Raw genomic sequence first — 13,289 nt, forward strand, 5'->3', positions numbered from 1 at the left:
ATGGGTAAAACAATTTTCATTACTGGCGCGGGAAGCGGTCTCGCGAAGGGAGCGTCTCTTGGTCTTGCGAAGAAGGGCCACCGGGTCATTGCGACGACAGAACTAACCTCGCAAAAGACCGACCTCATGAGGGAAGCGGATGAACAAGGATTGGATATGGAGGTATTTAAGCTTGATATAACGAATGCAAGGGACCGCGAGCAAATATCGAAGTATGAGTTCGATGTCTTCGTAGCCAATGCAGCCATCAATGAAGGAGGACCACTCGGGGAAGTGCCGATAGATCGTTTTCGTGCCCTCTTTGAAGTGAACGTGTTCGCCACCTTGGAAACGGTTCAGTTGGCCGCCAAAAAGCTTGTGAGGAAAGGCAGTGGGAAAATCGTGTTCATGAGTTCCATGGCCGGGATTTCAGCAACACCTTATGTCGGTCCGTATACGGCAACGAAACATGCGATTGAAGGGATTGCCCAAACCTTGAAGTCCGAGCTTGAAGAATTTGGAGTGAAGGTCGCAACCATCAATCCAGGTGCCTTCGAAACCGGATTCAATAAGCGGAGCGGGGAAGAAATCTGGAAATGGTTCGATGACGAGAAGAACTTCACCCGCAAAGAAGATATTCTGGAACAGCAGAAAGGGCTGGAAGATCAGTTCGATCCTGAAGATATGATTCAAAAGATGATTGAAATCATCCCTGCTGAAAACCACAAATTCCGTACTGTTTATCCGGAAGAAACGGAAAAACAGTTGAAACAGACACAAGCAGAGCGCTGGGAAATGGAAATCTGATTCCGTCAATAAGGAGGGAGGAGACCCTGTGAAGGGGTCCCTTCCTTTTTTGTGATACAATGGAGAAATGCAAAACCTCACACGGAGTTGATTACAATAGAAACGAAACACTATTTATATACGTTTTCATGGGAGCCGAACGAAGAGTCCTTATATGCGTTGGAAAGACGCAGCCTGTTCGGAGAGGCTTCTGAATCTAGTATTCTTGAAAGTACTGTGAAGGTCGATCCAAGCAGAAGCCCTTTCATCCGGGAGAGACTGGAGATCATATGCGAAGGTGCTGAATGGGAAGAATTACTTCATCACATAGAGCGATTAGACGCAGTGGATGGATTCAAGGTCGTGTTTGTACAAAATCCTGATGGGGACAGAGTCGGCTTTAAGAAACTACGGAGGATCGAGAAGGAAATCGGCATGCATCTGAAAGGCGAAGCGGAACTTGTCGATCCCCATATTTGGTACGGTGTCATCAACACCGGTGAACGCTGGGTGTTTGGAGCTTATATGAAAAATGAAGCGATATGGCTTCATCATGTAAAAAAGCCTCACAGCTATTCCACTGCACTGAGTACCCGTGTGGCAAGAGCCGTCGTGAACATTGCGGCGCCGGAAACCGAAGGCATCAAGATGATCGATCCATGCTGTGGAATCGGGACAGTCCTGGTAGAAGCCCTGTCCATGGGTATCGACATTGTAGGCAGTGATCGCAATCCGTTGATCCTTGACGGAGTAAGGGAGAATATCGCTCATTTTGGATTGGAAGGGGAAGTGTCATTAAGAGACATCAATGATGTAACCGGCAGCTACGATGTCGCTGTCATTGATCTACCTTATAATCTCTGCTCCGTCATAACGGATGATGAACAACTGGAAATGCTCAAGAGTGCGAGGCGATTCGCTGAAAAGGTCGTGATCGTGACGCTGGAAGATGTGGATAGAAACGTTGAAAAAGCGGGCTTCGATATTGTCGACCGTTGTGAAGTAAGTAAAGGAAGATTTGTCAGACAGATACTAGTATGCGCGTAAAGAGTGTGGGAGACCACGCTCTTTTTTTATGACACTTTCTCACCAAAACAAGAATATATTTCTTTTTCTCAAAAATAATAAAGGTAAATTGAACGTTACGATGAGTGAGAGGAAGTCAGTATTATCAAGGGTTTCAGGTAATGTAAACGCATGACATTTTCTCCCTTATGACATTTGTCATGCCCAGCATATGACACCTACTACTAACACGATGATCCCCCTTATCCTATAATGAATCCAACGCCTTAAACGAAGGGAATAATGACATGACAAATATAAAAACGTTGAAAAAAGAAGTTGCTCCTTATGAAAAGTCTACAACGAAAGAAAGTGTATGGCAGATGATCAACACGCTTGGACCGTTCTTTCTATTATGGTTCCTTGCGTATCAAAGTCTGTCGGTATCATACTGGCTCGCACTCGTTCCAATCGTGATTGCCGCCGGATTCTTGACCAGGATCTTCATCATCTTTCATGATTGCACCCATTTCTCTTTCTTTAAAAGCCGTAAAGCCAACCGGGCAGTCGGAACGGCCATGGGTGTCCTGACTCTGTTCCCGTTCGATCAGTGGGGACACGATCATGCCGTGCATCATGCGACAAGCGGAAATTTGGATAAACGGGGAACCGGTGACATCTGGACCCTTACAATCGATGAATATGTAGCAGCACCTTTGAAAACTCGTTTAGCGTATCGGTTTTACCGCAATCCGCTCGTCATGTTCGTATTAGGACCGATTTATGTGTTCCTTTTGAAAAATCGATTTAATCGCAAAAATGCACGTAAGAAAGAGCGAAATAACACGTATTTAGTCAATGTGATCATCGTCGCACTCATCGCACTACTCTCTGTCACGCTTGGATGGCAGGAATTCTTACTCGTTCAAGGTTCGATCTTCATGATCTCAGGATCAATCGGGATCTGGTTGTTCTATGTACAGCATACCTTTGAAGATTCGTATTTTGAAGAAGACAAAGAGTGGCAGTATGTCCTGGCAGCTGTTGAGGGGAGCTCATTCTATAAGCTCCCGAAAATCATGCAGTTCCTGACCGGGAACATCGGATATCACCATGTCCACCACTTAAGTCCAAGAGTGCCGAATTATAAGCTGGAAGAAGCTCACGAAAACACGGTTCCATTACAGAATGTACCGACGATTTCTCTGGCAACAAGCCTGAAATCCCTTCGCTTTAAACTATGGGACGAAGAAAATAAGACGTTTGTAAGCTTTAGAGGCATCAAATCTTCAGCAAAATCAAGCGCGCGCATTTCTACAGAAGCAAAACCTGAATTATAAACACGGCCGACTCTCCTTATGACATCCATATAAGGGGAGTCTTTACTTGATACGGTACTAAAAGGAGAGGACACAGATGATTCGCATCGTGATAGCAGAGGATAAAGAATGGGTGTTAGGAACAATCGGCGCACTGCTGGGCCTTGAAGAAGACATGGAAGTAGTGGGAAAGGCGGAGGACAGGGAGCATGCCCTGGAACTCATCCGCTGCATGCAACCAGACCTCCTTATCCTCGACATCGAACATCTCTTGAGGGACGGACCTCTGGAAGTGCCGGAATGTCGACTGCTGGTCCTCGCCACATTCCCTAGAGATGGATATCTCGAAAAGGTACAGGACGCGGGTGCAGACGGCTACTTATTGAAGGATACCCCGAGTGAAGAATTGACCTCTTCCATCCGCCGTTTGATGGAGGGGACGCAGGTATACTCATCAAAACTCTTGGAGAAAAAAGAACCTGCATTATACGAAATCCCCCGTGCACTAGGACCGGTGAAGAAGAACTATTTCACGATGATCATGGACAAGATGAAGCATCCGACAGGGTGAATGACTCGTCAGCACCTCACACCATCAAAGTGGGGGCTGGCTTTTTTTATTTTGTCATCATCAGAATCCCCCACTCATATACGTATGAAAATGTTAAAATGTAGAAAAAGAGCAGGAGGGGGAAATGAGTATGTATGGTGGAGGAGACTTTATGTTTCAAGCGGTCCCGATCTTCATTGGGATCATCTTTGTGATCGTGATTTCGTTCATATTGTTTTCTGCCGTAAAAGGAGTGACACAGTGGAGTCAGAATAATCAATCTCCTGTCTTAAATGTATGGGCTAAGGTGCTAGGGAAACGGACGGCTGTGAAAGGCGGAGGAGAAAGCAGGGCATATAGCCATTATTACATCACCTTCGAAGTGGAAAGCGGAGACAGGATGGAATTAAAAGTGAAAGATTCAGATTATGGGATGCTTGTCGAAGGGGATGAGGGGGAATTGTCCTTCCAGGGCACGCGTTACCTTGGTTTCGAGCGTAGTCATCTAAAAGCGCAACGATAAAAGGAAGTCAAAGGGGAGGAACCTCCCTTCTGACTTCCTTTTTATTGGAAAAATAGATTCAGGATATAAAAGAAGATGGCGGCAAGACTTGCCGAAATGGGCAATGTGATGACCCATGTGATCAACATTCTTTGAGCCGTTCCCCATTTCACACCCTTCAGTCTGTGAGCAGAACCCACACCAAGGATCGAAGAAGAAATGACATGTGTCGTACTGACAGGTAAGTGAATCGCCGTAGCCCCAAAAATAACAGCTGCTCCCGTCAAGTCTGCTGCCACACCATTCACCGGTCGGATCTTCATAATCTTTCCGCCAACGGTTTTGATGATCTTCCATCCGCCGATCGAAGTCCCGAGACCCATGGCTGTGGCACAGGAAACCTGAACCCACGTCTGGATATCATCGGAGGTTTGATAATTGTTCACGATCAAAGCCATCGTGATGATCCCCATCGCCTTTTGCGCATCATTCGTACCATGGGTGAACGATTGAAGTGCCGCTGTCGCAATCTGGATCGAACGGAAATTCCGGTTCGTTTTCGCCAGGTTCCTATTTTTGAAAACGACCTTGAATATGCTATAGATGATGAAGCCAATGACAAAAGCTAAAATCGGTGAAAAAATCAACGCCTGGATGATTTTAATGAACCCTTTGTAATTCAGCGCTGAGACACCAGCCGCCGCAATGGCCGCCCCTGCAATCGCACCGATCAATGCATGGGAGGAACTGCTCGGTATCCCGTAATACCACGTCACTAAATTCCACGTGATCGCGGCAAGGAGCGCTGCCAGGATGACAATCGTCCCGTTCTCCAGGGAAAAGGGGTCGACGATGTCCTTGGTGATCGTTTTGGCGACTCCTGTAAAAGCAAGTGCTCCCGCGAAATTCATGACGGCTGCCAGGATGATGGCATGCCTCGGCTTCAGTGCCTTTGTCGACACAGCCGTCGCGATGGCATTGGCCGTATCATGGAACCCGTTGATGAAATCAAATGCAAGGGCCCCCACAACAATAAGTATGGTTAAAATTAAGATTGTATCCATTCCTGCAAGACTCCTTAAGCATTCTTCATAATAATGGTTTCAAACGTGTTGGCCACATTTTGACAATAGTCTGCGATTTCCTCAAGCTCTTCATAGATCTCCTTATATTGAATAATACGAATGGGATCTTTTTCTGTATGGAAGAGATGCTTGATGGATTGACGGAGAATCCCATCACATTTTGATTCTAAATCTTTGATTTTGATGGCATGCTCTCTGATCTGGATCCATTTCTTCGTGGATAACAGTTCGACAGCCGATTCAATCTCATCGGAACATTGACGGATCGCTTCGACAAACTTCAGCATATATTCGTCTGCCAGAGTGATGGAATACATTTCAAACATAGCGGATGTATGCTCGAGCCCATCCAGTACATCATCCATACTCATAGCCAGCGCCAGGATATCTTCCCGTTCAATCGGTGTGATGAACACTTTGTTCAAGTCCAAAATGACTTCATGCACAAAAGAATCCCCTTTTGTTTCATATTCCTTCATCTGACCGGAAAATTCTTTTAGGTCGCTCACATTATTCAGTTTATAATCAGCAAAATAATGCGCACTCTCTTTCAAATTACCAGCTATTTGACTAAGAAGAATAGCGAATTTATCCTTTTTCTTGAAAACCATATGTTCTCAAACCTCCAAAAAATCTAGTTAGAATTTCTAAACCATTTAATAATAGCGTATATTGTCGAAAATAAGAAGAGTAAATCCATTCGTTTCCTGGAGCCTGAAAAGATAAAAAAAAGGCCGGTAACCCGACTGTCAAGCAGTCAAGGGTCCGGTCCTATCTGTTATTTACCATTCTTTTGGTTCGTAATTTAAATCCTGAAACAATCGCGTCTTTTCCTTTTTTGAAAGATCCCGCCACTGTCCGACAGGAAGATTTCCCAATTGAATATTCATGATCCGTGTACGCTGCAATCGGTATACCTCATATCCAAGAGCTTCACACATGCGGCGGATCTGTCGGTTCAACCCTTGGGTGAGGGTGATCTGAAATACATATTTCGAAATCTGCTCCACTTTACATGGCAGTGTTTTCGTTCCAAGAATCTTGACGCCCTCTGACATCTGCTTGAGGAAGTCTTCTGAAATCGGGCGGTCAACCGTGACAATATATTCTTTCTCATGCTGATTTTCCGCACGGAGGATTTCATTGACGATATCCCCGTCGTTCGTCAGGAGAATCAGTCCATCGGAGTCCTTGTCCAGGCGGCCGATATTGAATATTCGCAGGGGATGATTAACGAGATCCACGATATTCCCCTTGACCCCTTTTTCTGTTGTACTCGTTATTCCAACAGGCTTATTCAGAGCGATGTATACATTATTCCGGGCGACCCTTACAGGTGCTCCGCTCACCAACACATCGTCACCTGGGTTCACCTGGTCACCGATCTTCGCCACACGTCCATTGATCGTGACCCTGCCTTCCGTGATCAACTTGTCGGCACCGCGTCTCGACGCCTTCCCAGCTTCACTGATATATTTATTAATTCGCATATTCAACACAACCTTATACTCAAAGTGATTATACTAAGAATATCGGACTGGCACGTTATTTTCAAGGAAATCCACATTCGCCCTTTTTGGAAGAAATCCCTTTACATTCACGCTGCGTCAACCTGTAAAGTAAGAAATGTCAGGAGGTGACATCATGGAATATACCGTCAAAAAATTGGGGGAGATCGCTGGGGTGAGCACAAGGACTATCCGATATTATGATGAAATTGAGCTTCTGAAGCCGGCCAGGATCAATTCGTCAGGATACAGGATTTACGGGCAGGAGGAAGTCGACCGCCTGCAGCAGATCCTCTTTTACAAAGAATTAGGTGTTGGACTGGATGAAATCAAGGATATTCTCGATGATCCCGCCTTTGACGCAACACTTGCATTACGGGAACACCGGAAAATATTACTGAACAGACGCGCTCAGCTTGATCAACTGATTGCGAATGTCGATAAAACACTAGGTGTAAAAGAAGGGAGAATGACCATGTCGGATAAAGAAAAATTTAATGGATTCAAAGAAAAAATGGTGGAAGAGAATGAGAAAAAGTATGGGAAAGAAGTGAGGGGGAAATATGGTGACAAGAGTGTGGATGAATCCAACGCGAAAGTCATGAACTTGTCAGAGGAAGAGTATGAAAAGGTCACAGGACTCGAGCAGGAAATCAAAAAAATGCTGGGAGAAGCATTTCAAGACGGTGATCCTGGAAGTGAAATGGCACAGAAAGCGGCTGATCTTCACAGACAGTGGATTTCCTTCTATTGGGGTCACTACAGCAAGGAAGCCCATGCAGGACTCTCCCAGATGTACGTGGAAGATGAACGATTCAAGGCCTATTATGATGGGGAACAAGAGGGAGTGGCCGAATTCCTGAGGGATGCGATCCACATTTATACCGGGCAGAAAAAAGAAGTGGAATAAACAAGAAGTACCCTGACCGACTAATCCATGTTATGATATGGGGACGAACTTGAAAGAACGAACCTGATCATAACGGAGTGAAAAAATGAGTAAACCTAAGAAAAAGAGCGGAACAGGCCAGGGCACCGGCAAAAAAGGCTGGAACCGGTGGCAGGCAGGCGCCAATAAGAAAAAGAGCAATAAGCCTTATACGAGTAAAGGTGTAAAACACGGAAACAAGCAGGAAGACTAAGAATGCACGTCCATTTCCTTTTGGGAATGGGCTTTTTTTCTGGAGGTAGGAAAAAACAGGGAAATATCATCTTCTTTCTATATTTAATGAGAGTGGTGAAACACGACTTTCCCTAAAGCATTTTTTAAAAATGTAAAAAGAATTTGCTATTTTTACGATTTCCTGTTATTCTAAGAAAGAATTATTTTTGTTCGGTCTGTAAGGAATGAAAGTATTTAAACTTTTCGCCTTTGATATCTAATTGAGCAATAATAGTAATAAATTGTGGATACAATGTCCACACAGGAGGATACACACATGCAAGAAGGTACAGTAAAATGGTTTAACGCAGAAAAAGGTTTCGGTTTCATTGAAATCGAAGGTGGAGAAGATGTATTCGTACATTTCTCAGCTATCCAAGGCGAAGGATTTAAATCTTTAGACGAAGGTCAAAAAGTTTCATTCGAAACTGAGCAAGGTCAACGCGGACTTCAAGCGACTAACGTTAACAAAATCTAATTGCTTTAAAAAGAAGGACTCTCTCTGAGGGTCCTTTTTTTTGCAAAAAAAAGTGCCTGCAATTAGGCACCATTTTAGTTACGTCAATGCGTATTTTATTATTCCCTGAATGTAGATGAACGTTTCCTTCAACTCACATTCCCTGATTTTGATCTTTCCTTCTCTTTCTAATTCAGCTGCCACATTTTTGATGGTTTCCGCTTCTTCCCTGGATTGCACAGGAAGTTCGATCGTGAAAAAGTTTCCGCGACTTGTTTGATTCAGCTTTTTTAGTAATGTACTTTTATTCATTCGGCCATCCCCTTTATATCTTTACTTTCGACAAAGGAACGGTATATTCCTTTAAGTAGAGAGAGTGGGAGTGAATTTTCGGATGGATTTGCTTTTTATCAGATTATCTGTTAGTCTTAGTAAGAATTATTTTTGTTCGGTCTGTAAGGAAAGAATAAGTTTTAAACTTTTCGCCTTTGATATCTAACTTGAGCAACGATAGTAATAAAACGTGGATTCAATATCCACACAGGAGGATACACACATGCAAGAAGGTACAGTAAAATGGTTTAACGCAGAAAAAGGTTTCGGTTTCATCGAAATCGAAGGTGGAGAAGATGTATTCGTACATTTCTCAGCTATCCAAGGCGAAGGATTTAAATCTTTAGACGAAGGTCAAAAAGTTACATTTGACACTGAGCAAGGTCAACGTGGACTTCAAGCGACTAACGTTGTTAAAGCGTAATAGCTTTTAAGAAAAAAGGACTCTCTCAGGAGGGTCCTTTTTTTATTGGTGATGAGACGTTTTGGATTGGTCTGGGGCCGCCTGCGCTTTAGGGTTCTTCCAGCTACGGCGGCTCGAGGCTCGAGGTCATAAGCTAAATAGGCCAGGAAGGCAAAGAGCGCCTTCCCAGCCTATTCATCTTATGCTTGTCGCCTCTGAACGAGCCGCCTGCGCTTTAGATATAAAAAGGGACCGACAGCGTTCGTCGGTCCCGGAGACAACATGTTACAAGTTAAAAATGGTTAGGTAAAGCATAACACACTATTGGGGGATTGCCTAAATAAATTTGAAAAGAATTTATGTGGACGTGATTTTGTGAATAGAATGTGTACTTTCCTATGAAAATAAGAAAAACTAAATGAGGTTATGATATGTCAATCAAACAGTTTAAGGATTATAAGCTCAGTGGAGAGATTGTCAGGGCGCTGTCCGGTTTAGGATATGAAGCTCCTACAGACGTACAATCCAAGGTACTCCCACTTGCTTTAGAGAAAAAAGATCTTGTTGTCCGTTCTCAAACGGGGAGCGGAAAGACGGCTTCTTTCGGGATTCCCCTATGCGAGATGGTGGAGTGGGAGGAAAATAAACCTCAGGCGCTTATTTTGACCCCGACACGGGAGCTTGCGGTTCAGGTCAAAGAAGATATTACGAATATTGGGAGATATAAGCGGATTAAAGCGGCAGCCGTATACGGGAAATCCCCTTTCCATCGCCAAAAACTTGAGTTGAAGCAGAAAAATCATATCGTCGTCGGTACACCGGGCCGTGTCCTCGACCATATTGAAAAAGGTACCTTTCCACTGGATAAATTGACGTACCTTGTCATTGATGAAGCCGATGAAATGCTCAACATGGGCTTTATCGATCAAGTAGAAGCGATCATTCAGGAGTTGCCATCTGATCGTGTGACGCTGACATTCTCTGCGACATTACCAGAGGATGTCGAAGCACTCTGTCACAAATATATGAAGCAACCTGTTCATATTGAAATCAAGGCAACGGGAATCACGACGGATAAAATCGAGCATTCCGTTTTTGAAGTGAGGGAAGAGGAAAAGCTGTCCCTTCTGAAAAACGTGACAACCGTAGAAAACCCGGATAGCTGCATCATCTTTTGCCGGACGAAGGAAAATGTGGACACATTATGTGAAGAGCTGGACCGGTCAGGTTATCCTGTGGATAAAATCCATGGCGGCATGATCCAGGAAGCCAGATTTGAAGTCATGGACGATTTCAAGAGGGGAGATTTCCGATACCTGGTGGCAACGGATGTGGCTGCGCGGGGGATCGATATAGAGAACATCACCCACGTGATTAATTATGATATGCCCATGGAGAAAGAAAGCTATGTCCACCGTACCGGGAGAACGGGGAGAGCAGGACAGACAGGTAAAGCAATTACGTTCTGCACACCTTATGAAGAGAAATTCCTTGATGAAATTGAGGGGTATATCGGATTTAAGATCCCTAAGCTTACGGCACCTACGCGGGAAGCTGTGGATAGGACGAAACAAGAGTTTGAACGGAAGCTTTCTGAGGAACCCGATTTTAAAATGGACAAAAGTCAGCAGCTGAATAGAGATATCATGAAGCTCTATTTCAATGGCGGGAAGAAAAAGAAAATCAGGGCAGTCGATTTTGTCGGAACGATTGCGAAAATCGATGGCGTGACAGCTGAAGACATCGGCATCATCACGATTCAGGAAAACCTGTCGTATGTGGAGATCCTCAACGGGAAAGGGCCGTTGGTTTTGCAAGCCATGAAGAAAACGACGGTAAAAGGGAAGATGCTTAAGGTACATGAAGCAAGGAACTAAATGTAGTGGCCTTCTCCTGTGAGGAGGTCTTTTTTACATCCTGCAACATGGGGCACGATATGTCGGGTCGATTGCTTTCATTCTTGCTATTCTTATGAAGAAGGAGGTCATGGAAATGGATACATTGAAGACGATGAATGACGCTTTACACTATATTGAAGAAAACCTGACGGGAGAAATCGATTATGAGAAAGTGGCCAGGCGTGCCTATTGCTCGGAATATCACTTTAAACGGATGTTTTCATTCCTTGCCGGGATTTCACTGTCGGAATATATCCGACGACGTCGTTTGACCATGGCGGCACTTGAACTGCAAAACGGAAATGTAAAGGTGATTGATATAGCCTTAAAATATGGCTACGCATCACCCGATTCCTTTACAAGGGTCTTTCAAAAAATGCACGGGATCACTCCGTCACAAGCAAAGGGCCATTCCATCAAATCATTTCCACCGATGACCTTCCAGTTATCTATTAAAGGAGGCAATGAAATGAATTATCGAATCGTAGAGAAAGAACCGTTCTCCATTGTAGGAATCATGAAACGAGTACCCATCTTGTTTAATGGGGTGAATCCTGACATTGCAGGCATGTGGCAGAGCTTGGATGAAGACATGATCAAGAGGTTAAAGAGCCTATCTAATGTTGAACCACAAGGATTGATTAGTGCATCTGTCAACTTTTCCGAGGGCAGGATGGAAGAGAAGGGTGAGCTTGATCATTATATTGGGGCAGCGACAACAGAGGAATGTACCGACGGATTATCGAAACTTGATGTCCCTCGTCTAACTTGGGCAGTTTTTGAAGCGGTCGGCCCATTTCCGGATACTCTGCAGCAGGTATGGGGGAGAATCTATTCTGAATGGTTTCCAACTTCAAGCTATGAACAAGCAGAAGGACCGGAGATATTGTGGAATGAAAGTAAAGATGTTACGTCTGAAGCGTTTAGAAGTGAAATATGGATACCGGTTAGGAAAAGATGAGGAAGAGGCAGCGAATTCATTTGGATTCGCTGTTTTTTATTGGTCGGGTTTCCGAAAGCCTTCTCCGGATATAGCCGGAATCTTACGTGTCCCCAACCAACGTTATAGAAAAATAATATTGTAATCGTTTTCAACCTGTTGTATTATTCAGATAAAGGAAATCCGAAACGTTTTGGGAGATGTGCAAGTGACTACGATTAAAGATATTGCAAGAGTAGCTGGGGTGTCCGTTACGACGGTTTCAAGGGCGTTGAATGGATACTCGGATGTCAATGAAGATACGAGGAAGAAGATTGCCCAAGTGGCAAAAGAATTGAATTACAGCCCGAATTCCATTGCACGGAGTCTGGTGATGAAGAAATCGAAAACGATTGGATTACTCGTTTCCGGATTCACGAAGGAAAGTGTGAAGGATAATTTTATCGTGGAAGTTCTTGCGGGCATTAATGATTTTGTGTCAGGTTCTGATTACGACCTTGTATTATTTAATACGAATTCATCGAAGCAACGAGAAAAGACCTACACTCAGCTTTGCAGGGAACGAAGAGTGGATGGAGTGATCATCCAGGGGATCAGAACCGATGATCCTTATCTACATGAAGTGGTGGAAAGTGATATTCCCTGTGTATTGATCGATATCCCCCTTGAGTCTTCAAATGTAAGTCATGTGACGACAGATAATGTCTTAGGGGCTGAAAAAGCGGTCCGGCATTTAATCGACCAGGGCCACAGGAATATCGGGATGATCAATGGGCACGAGTTTGCGTTTGTCAGTCAGCAGCGACTGGAAGGTTATCATGCCGCCTTGCATCAAGCACACATTGAAAGTAAACCGGACTACATCGTAAACGGTGCTTTTACAGAAGAAAGTGGAAGGGCAGCTGCCCAAGGATTGCTTTCCTCAAACCCAGAAATTACAGCCATTTTTTGCTCCAGTGATTTAATGGCCATCGGGGCAATGAGTGCTGCGAAAGGGTTGGGTATTAAAATCCCGGAAGATCTTTCGATTGTTGGATATGATGATATCCTCCTTGCTTCATATGTGAGCCCTAAGCTTACGACCATCCAACAAAATAAATTTCAATTGGGTTATGAAGCTGCTAAATTATTATGGGATTTGTTAACGAATCAGTCGGAAACCCATCGAGTGGTGTTGGAAACGAAGTTGATCGAGAGGGAAAGTACGAATTTCATTATTGAATAAAAGTTGGTGTGTCATTTCACGGACCAGCTATTATTCAGGAGGAAATCCGAAACGTTTTGGATAAAATGGCTATATTTTTTTAACCTGTTCCCAAAACGTTTCGGATAAGATGAAAACACTTTTTAAAAGGAGGAGGA

16 protein-coding genes are annotated in these 13,289 nt (G+C 44.1%); 12 read left to right on the forward strand and 4 right to left on the reverse strand.

What is annotated here, in order from left to right; genetic code table 11:
* From P8596_RS06040 to P8596_RS06060, 5 genes are all read left to right on the forward strand, one after another.
* A complete protein-coding gene (locus P8596_RS06040) occupies nucleotides 1-786 on the forward strand; it encodes an SDR family oxidoreductase (protein WP_224520787.1) in 786 nt (261 codons plus the stop codon).
* A 51-nt stretch (nucleotides 787-837) separates the two neighbouring features.
* Entirely contained in the window at nucleotides 838-1,812 is a 975-nt protein-coding gene (locus tag P8596_RS06045) for a TRM11 family SAM-dependent methyltransferase (protein WP_318020743.1), read from the forward strand.
* A 266-nt stretch (nucleotides 1,813-2,078) separates the two neighbouring features.
* Nucleotides 2,079-3,110: a Delta(5) desaturase DesA gene (gene desA, locus P8596_RS06050; protein ID WP_224520786.1), complete on the forward strand. Its 1,032-nt coding sequence runs from the start codon at nucleotides 2,079-2,081 to the stop codon at nucleotides 3,108-3,110.
* A 76-nt stretch (nucleotides 3,111-3,186) separates the two neighbouring features.
* A complete protein-coding gene (locus P8596_RS06055; protein ID WP_224520785.1) occupies nucleotides 3,187-3,660 on the forward strand; it encodes a response regulator in 474 nt (157 codons plus the stop codon).
* Nucleotides 3,661-3,784: 124 nt separating this feature from the next.
* Nucleotides 3,785-4,162: a DUF2500 domain-containing protein gene (locus P8596_RS06060; protein WP_318020740.1), complete on the forward strand. Its 378-nt coding sequence runs from the start codon at nucleotides 3,785-3,787 to the stop codon at nucleotides 4,160-4,162.
* 41 nt (nucleotides 4,163-4,203) lie between these two features.
* On the opposite strand, the gene P8596_RS06065 is transcribed toward P8596_RS06060, so the two are convergent.
* From P8596_RS06065 to rluF, 3 genes are all read right to left on the reverse strand, one after another.
* Complete coding sequence (locus tag P8596_RS06065) at nucleotides 4,204-5,205, reverse strand: inorganic phosphate transporter (protein ID WP_224520784.1); 1,002 nt, start codon at nucleotides 5,203-5,205, stop codon at nucleotides 4,204-4,206.
* 14 nt (nucleotides 5,206-5,219) lie between these two features.
* Entirely contained in the window at nucleotides 5,220-5,837 is a 618-nt protein-coding gene (locus P8596_RS06070; RefSeq protein WP_224520783.1) for a DUF47 domain-containing protein, read from the reverse strand.
* A gap of 171 nt (nucleotides 5,838-6,008) precedes the next feature.
* Nucleotides 6,009-6,716 carry a 23S rRNA pseudouridine(2604) synthase RluF gene (rluF, locus tag P8596_RS06075; protein WP_224520782.1) on the reverse strand — a complete coding sequence of 236 codons (708 nt, stop codon included), beginning with the start codon at nucleotides 6,714-6,716 and terminating at the stop codon, nucleotides 6,009-6,011.
* A 154-nt stretch (nucleotides 6,717-6,870) separates the two neighbouring features.
* Here rluF and P8596_RS06080 point away from each other — a divergent pair, with 154 nt between their 5' ends.
* The 3 genes from P8596_RS06080 (at nucleotide 6,871) to P8596_RS06090 (ending at nucleotide 8,374) form a co-directional block, all read left to right on the forward strand.
* Nucleotides 6,871-7,644, forward strand: coding sequence for a MerR family transcriptional regulator (locus tag P8596_RS06080; RefSeq protein WP_224520781.1), 774 nt, complete (start codon nucleotides 6,871-6,873; stop codon nucleotides 7,642-7,644).
* 85 nt (nucleotides 7,645-7,729) lie between these two features.
* Nucleotides 7,730-7,876: a DUF3934 family protein gene (locus P8596_RS06085; RefSeq protein ID WP_082386265.1), complete on the forward strand. Its 147-nt coding sequence runs from the start codon at nucleotides 7,730-7,732 to the stop codon at nucleotides 7,874-7,876.
* A 297-nt stretch (nucleotides 7,877-8,173) separates the two neighbouring features.
* A complete protein-coding gene (locus P8596_RS06090; RefSeq protein WP_034762311.1) occupies nucleotides 8,174-8,374 on the forward strand; it encodes a cold-shock protein in 201 nt (66 codons plus the stop codon).
* Nucleotides 8,375-8,452: 78 nt separating this feature from the next.
* Here P8596_RS06090 and P8596_RS06095 read toward each other — a convergent pair whose 3' ends face one another.
* Nucleotides 8,453-8,665, reverse strand: a complete 213-nt coding sequence (locus P8596_RS06095; RefSeq protein ID WP_224520780.1) for a hypothetical protein — start codon at nucleotides 8,663-8,665, stop codon at nucleotides 8,453-8,455.
* Nucleotides 8,666-8,909: 244 nt separating this feature from the next.
* Here P8596_RS06095 and P8596_RS06100 point away from each other — a divergent pair, with 244 nt between their 5' ends.
* From P8596_RS06100 to P8596_RS06115, 4 genes are all read left to right on the forward strand, one after another.
* Entirely contained in the window at nucleotides 8,910-9,110 is a 201-nt protein-coding gene (locus tag P8596_RS06100) for a cold-shock protein (protein ID WP_034762315.1), read from the forward strand.
* A 410-nt stretch (nucleotides 9,111-9,520) separates the two neighbouring features.
* Entirely contained in the window at nucleotides 9,521-10,966 is a 1,446-nt protein-coding gene (locus P8596_RS06105; RefSeq protein WP_279726334.1) for a DEAD/DEAH box helicase, read from the forward strand.
* Between the two features lie 115 nt (nucleotides 10,967-11,081).
* Nucleotides 11,082-11,948 (forward strand): AraC family transcriptional regulator, encoded by an 867-nt coding sequence (locus P8596_RS06110; RefSeq protein WP_279726335.1) that lies wholly within the window; start codon nucleotides 11,082-11,084, stop codon nucleotides 11,946-11,948.
* Nucleotides 11,949-12,135: 187 nt separating this feature from the next.
* A complete protein-coding gene (locus tag P8596_RS06115) occupies nucleotides 12,136-13,152 on the forward strand; it encodes a LacI family DNA-binding transcriptional regulator (RefSeq protein ID WP_279726336.1) in 1,017 nt (338 codons plus the stop codon).
* The last annotated feature ends 137 nt before the right edge of the window (nucleotides 13,153-13,289 follow it).

The organism is Rossellomorea sp. DA94, from assembly GCF_029834455.1.
Classification (GTDB): domain Bacteria; phylum Bacillota; class Bacilli; order Bacillales; family Bacillaceae_B; genus Rossellomorea; species Rossellomorea vietnamensis.

What these genes read in the sequence shown, in the direction of transcription:
- P8596_RS06040 (WP_224520787.1), top strand. Translation starts at nt 1, where the DNA reads ATGGGTAAAACAATTTTCATTACTGGCGCGGGAAGCGGTCTCGCGAAG.
- desA (WP_224520786.1), top strand. Translation starts at nt 2,079, where the DNA reads ATGACAAATATAAAAACGTTGAAAAAAGAAGTTGCTCCTTATGAAAAG.
- P8596_RS06055 (WP_224520785.1), top strand. Translation starts at nt 3,187, where the DNA reads ATGATTCGCATCGTGATAGCAGAGGATAAAGAATGGGTGTTAGGAACA.
- P8596_RS06060 (WP_318020740.1), top strand. Translation starts at nt 3,785, where the DNA reads ATGAGTATGTATGGTGGAGGAGACTTTATGTTTCAAGCGGTCCCGATC.
- P8596_RS06065 (WP_224520784.1), bottom strand. Translation starts at nt 5,205, where the DNA reads ATGGATACAATCTTAATTTTAACCATACTTATTGTTGTGGGGGCCCTT.
- P8596_RS06070 (WP_224520783.1), bottom strand. Translation starts at nt 5,837, where the DNA reads ATGGTTTTCAAGAAAAAGGATAAATTCGCTATTCTTCTTAGTCAAATA.
- rluF (WP_224520782.1), bottom strand. Translation starts at nt 6,716, where the DNA reads ATGCGAATTAATAAATATATCAGTGAAGCTGGGAAGGCGTCGAGACGC.
- P8596_RS06080 (WP_224520781.1), top strand. Translation starts at nt 6,871, where the DNA reads ATGGAATATACCGTCAAAAAATTGGGGGAGATCGCTGGGGTGAGCACA.
- P8596_RS06085 (WP_082386265.1), top strand. Translation starts at nt 7,730, where the DNA reads ATGAGTAAACCTAAGAAAAAGAGCGGAACAGGCCAGGGCACCGGCAAA.
- P8596_RS06090 (WP_034762311.1), top strand. Translation starts at nt 8,174, where the DNA reads ATGCAAGAAGGTACAGTAAAATGGTTTAACGCAGAAAAAGGTTTCGGT.
- P8596_RS06095 (WP_224520780.1), bottom strand. Translation starts at nt 8,665, where the DNA reads ATGAATAAAAGTACATTACTAAAAAAGCTGAATCAAACAAGTCGCGGA.
- P8596_RS06100 (WP_034762315.1), top strand. Translation starts at nt 8,910, where the DNA reads ATGCAAGAAGGTACAGTAAAATGGTTTAACGCAGAAAAAGGTTTCGGT.
- P8596_RS06105 (WP_279726334.1), top strand. Translation starts at nt 9,521, where the DNA reads ATGTCAATCAAACAGTTTAAGGATTATAAGCTCAGTGGAGAGATTGTC.
- P8596_RS06110 (WP_279726335.1), top strand. Translation starts at nt 11,082, where the DNA reads ATGGATACATTGAAGACGATGAATGACGCTTTACACTATATTGAAGAA.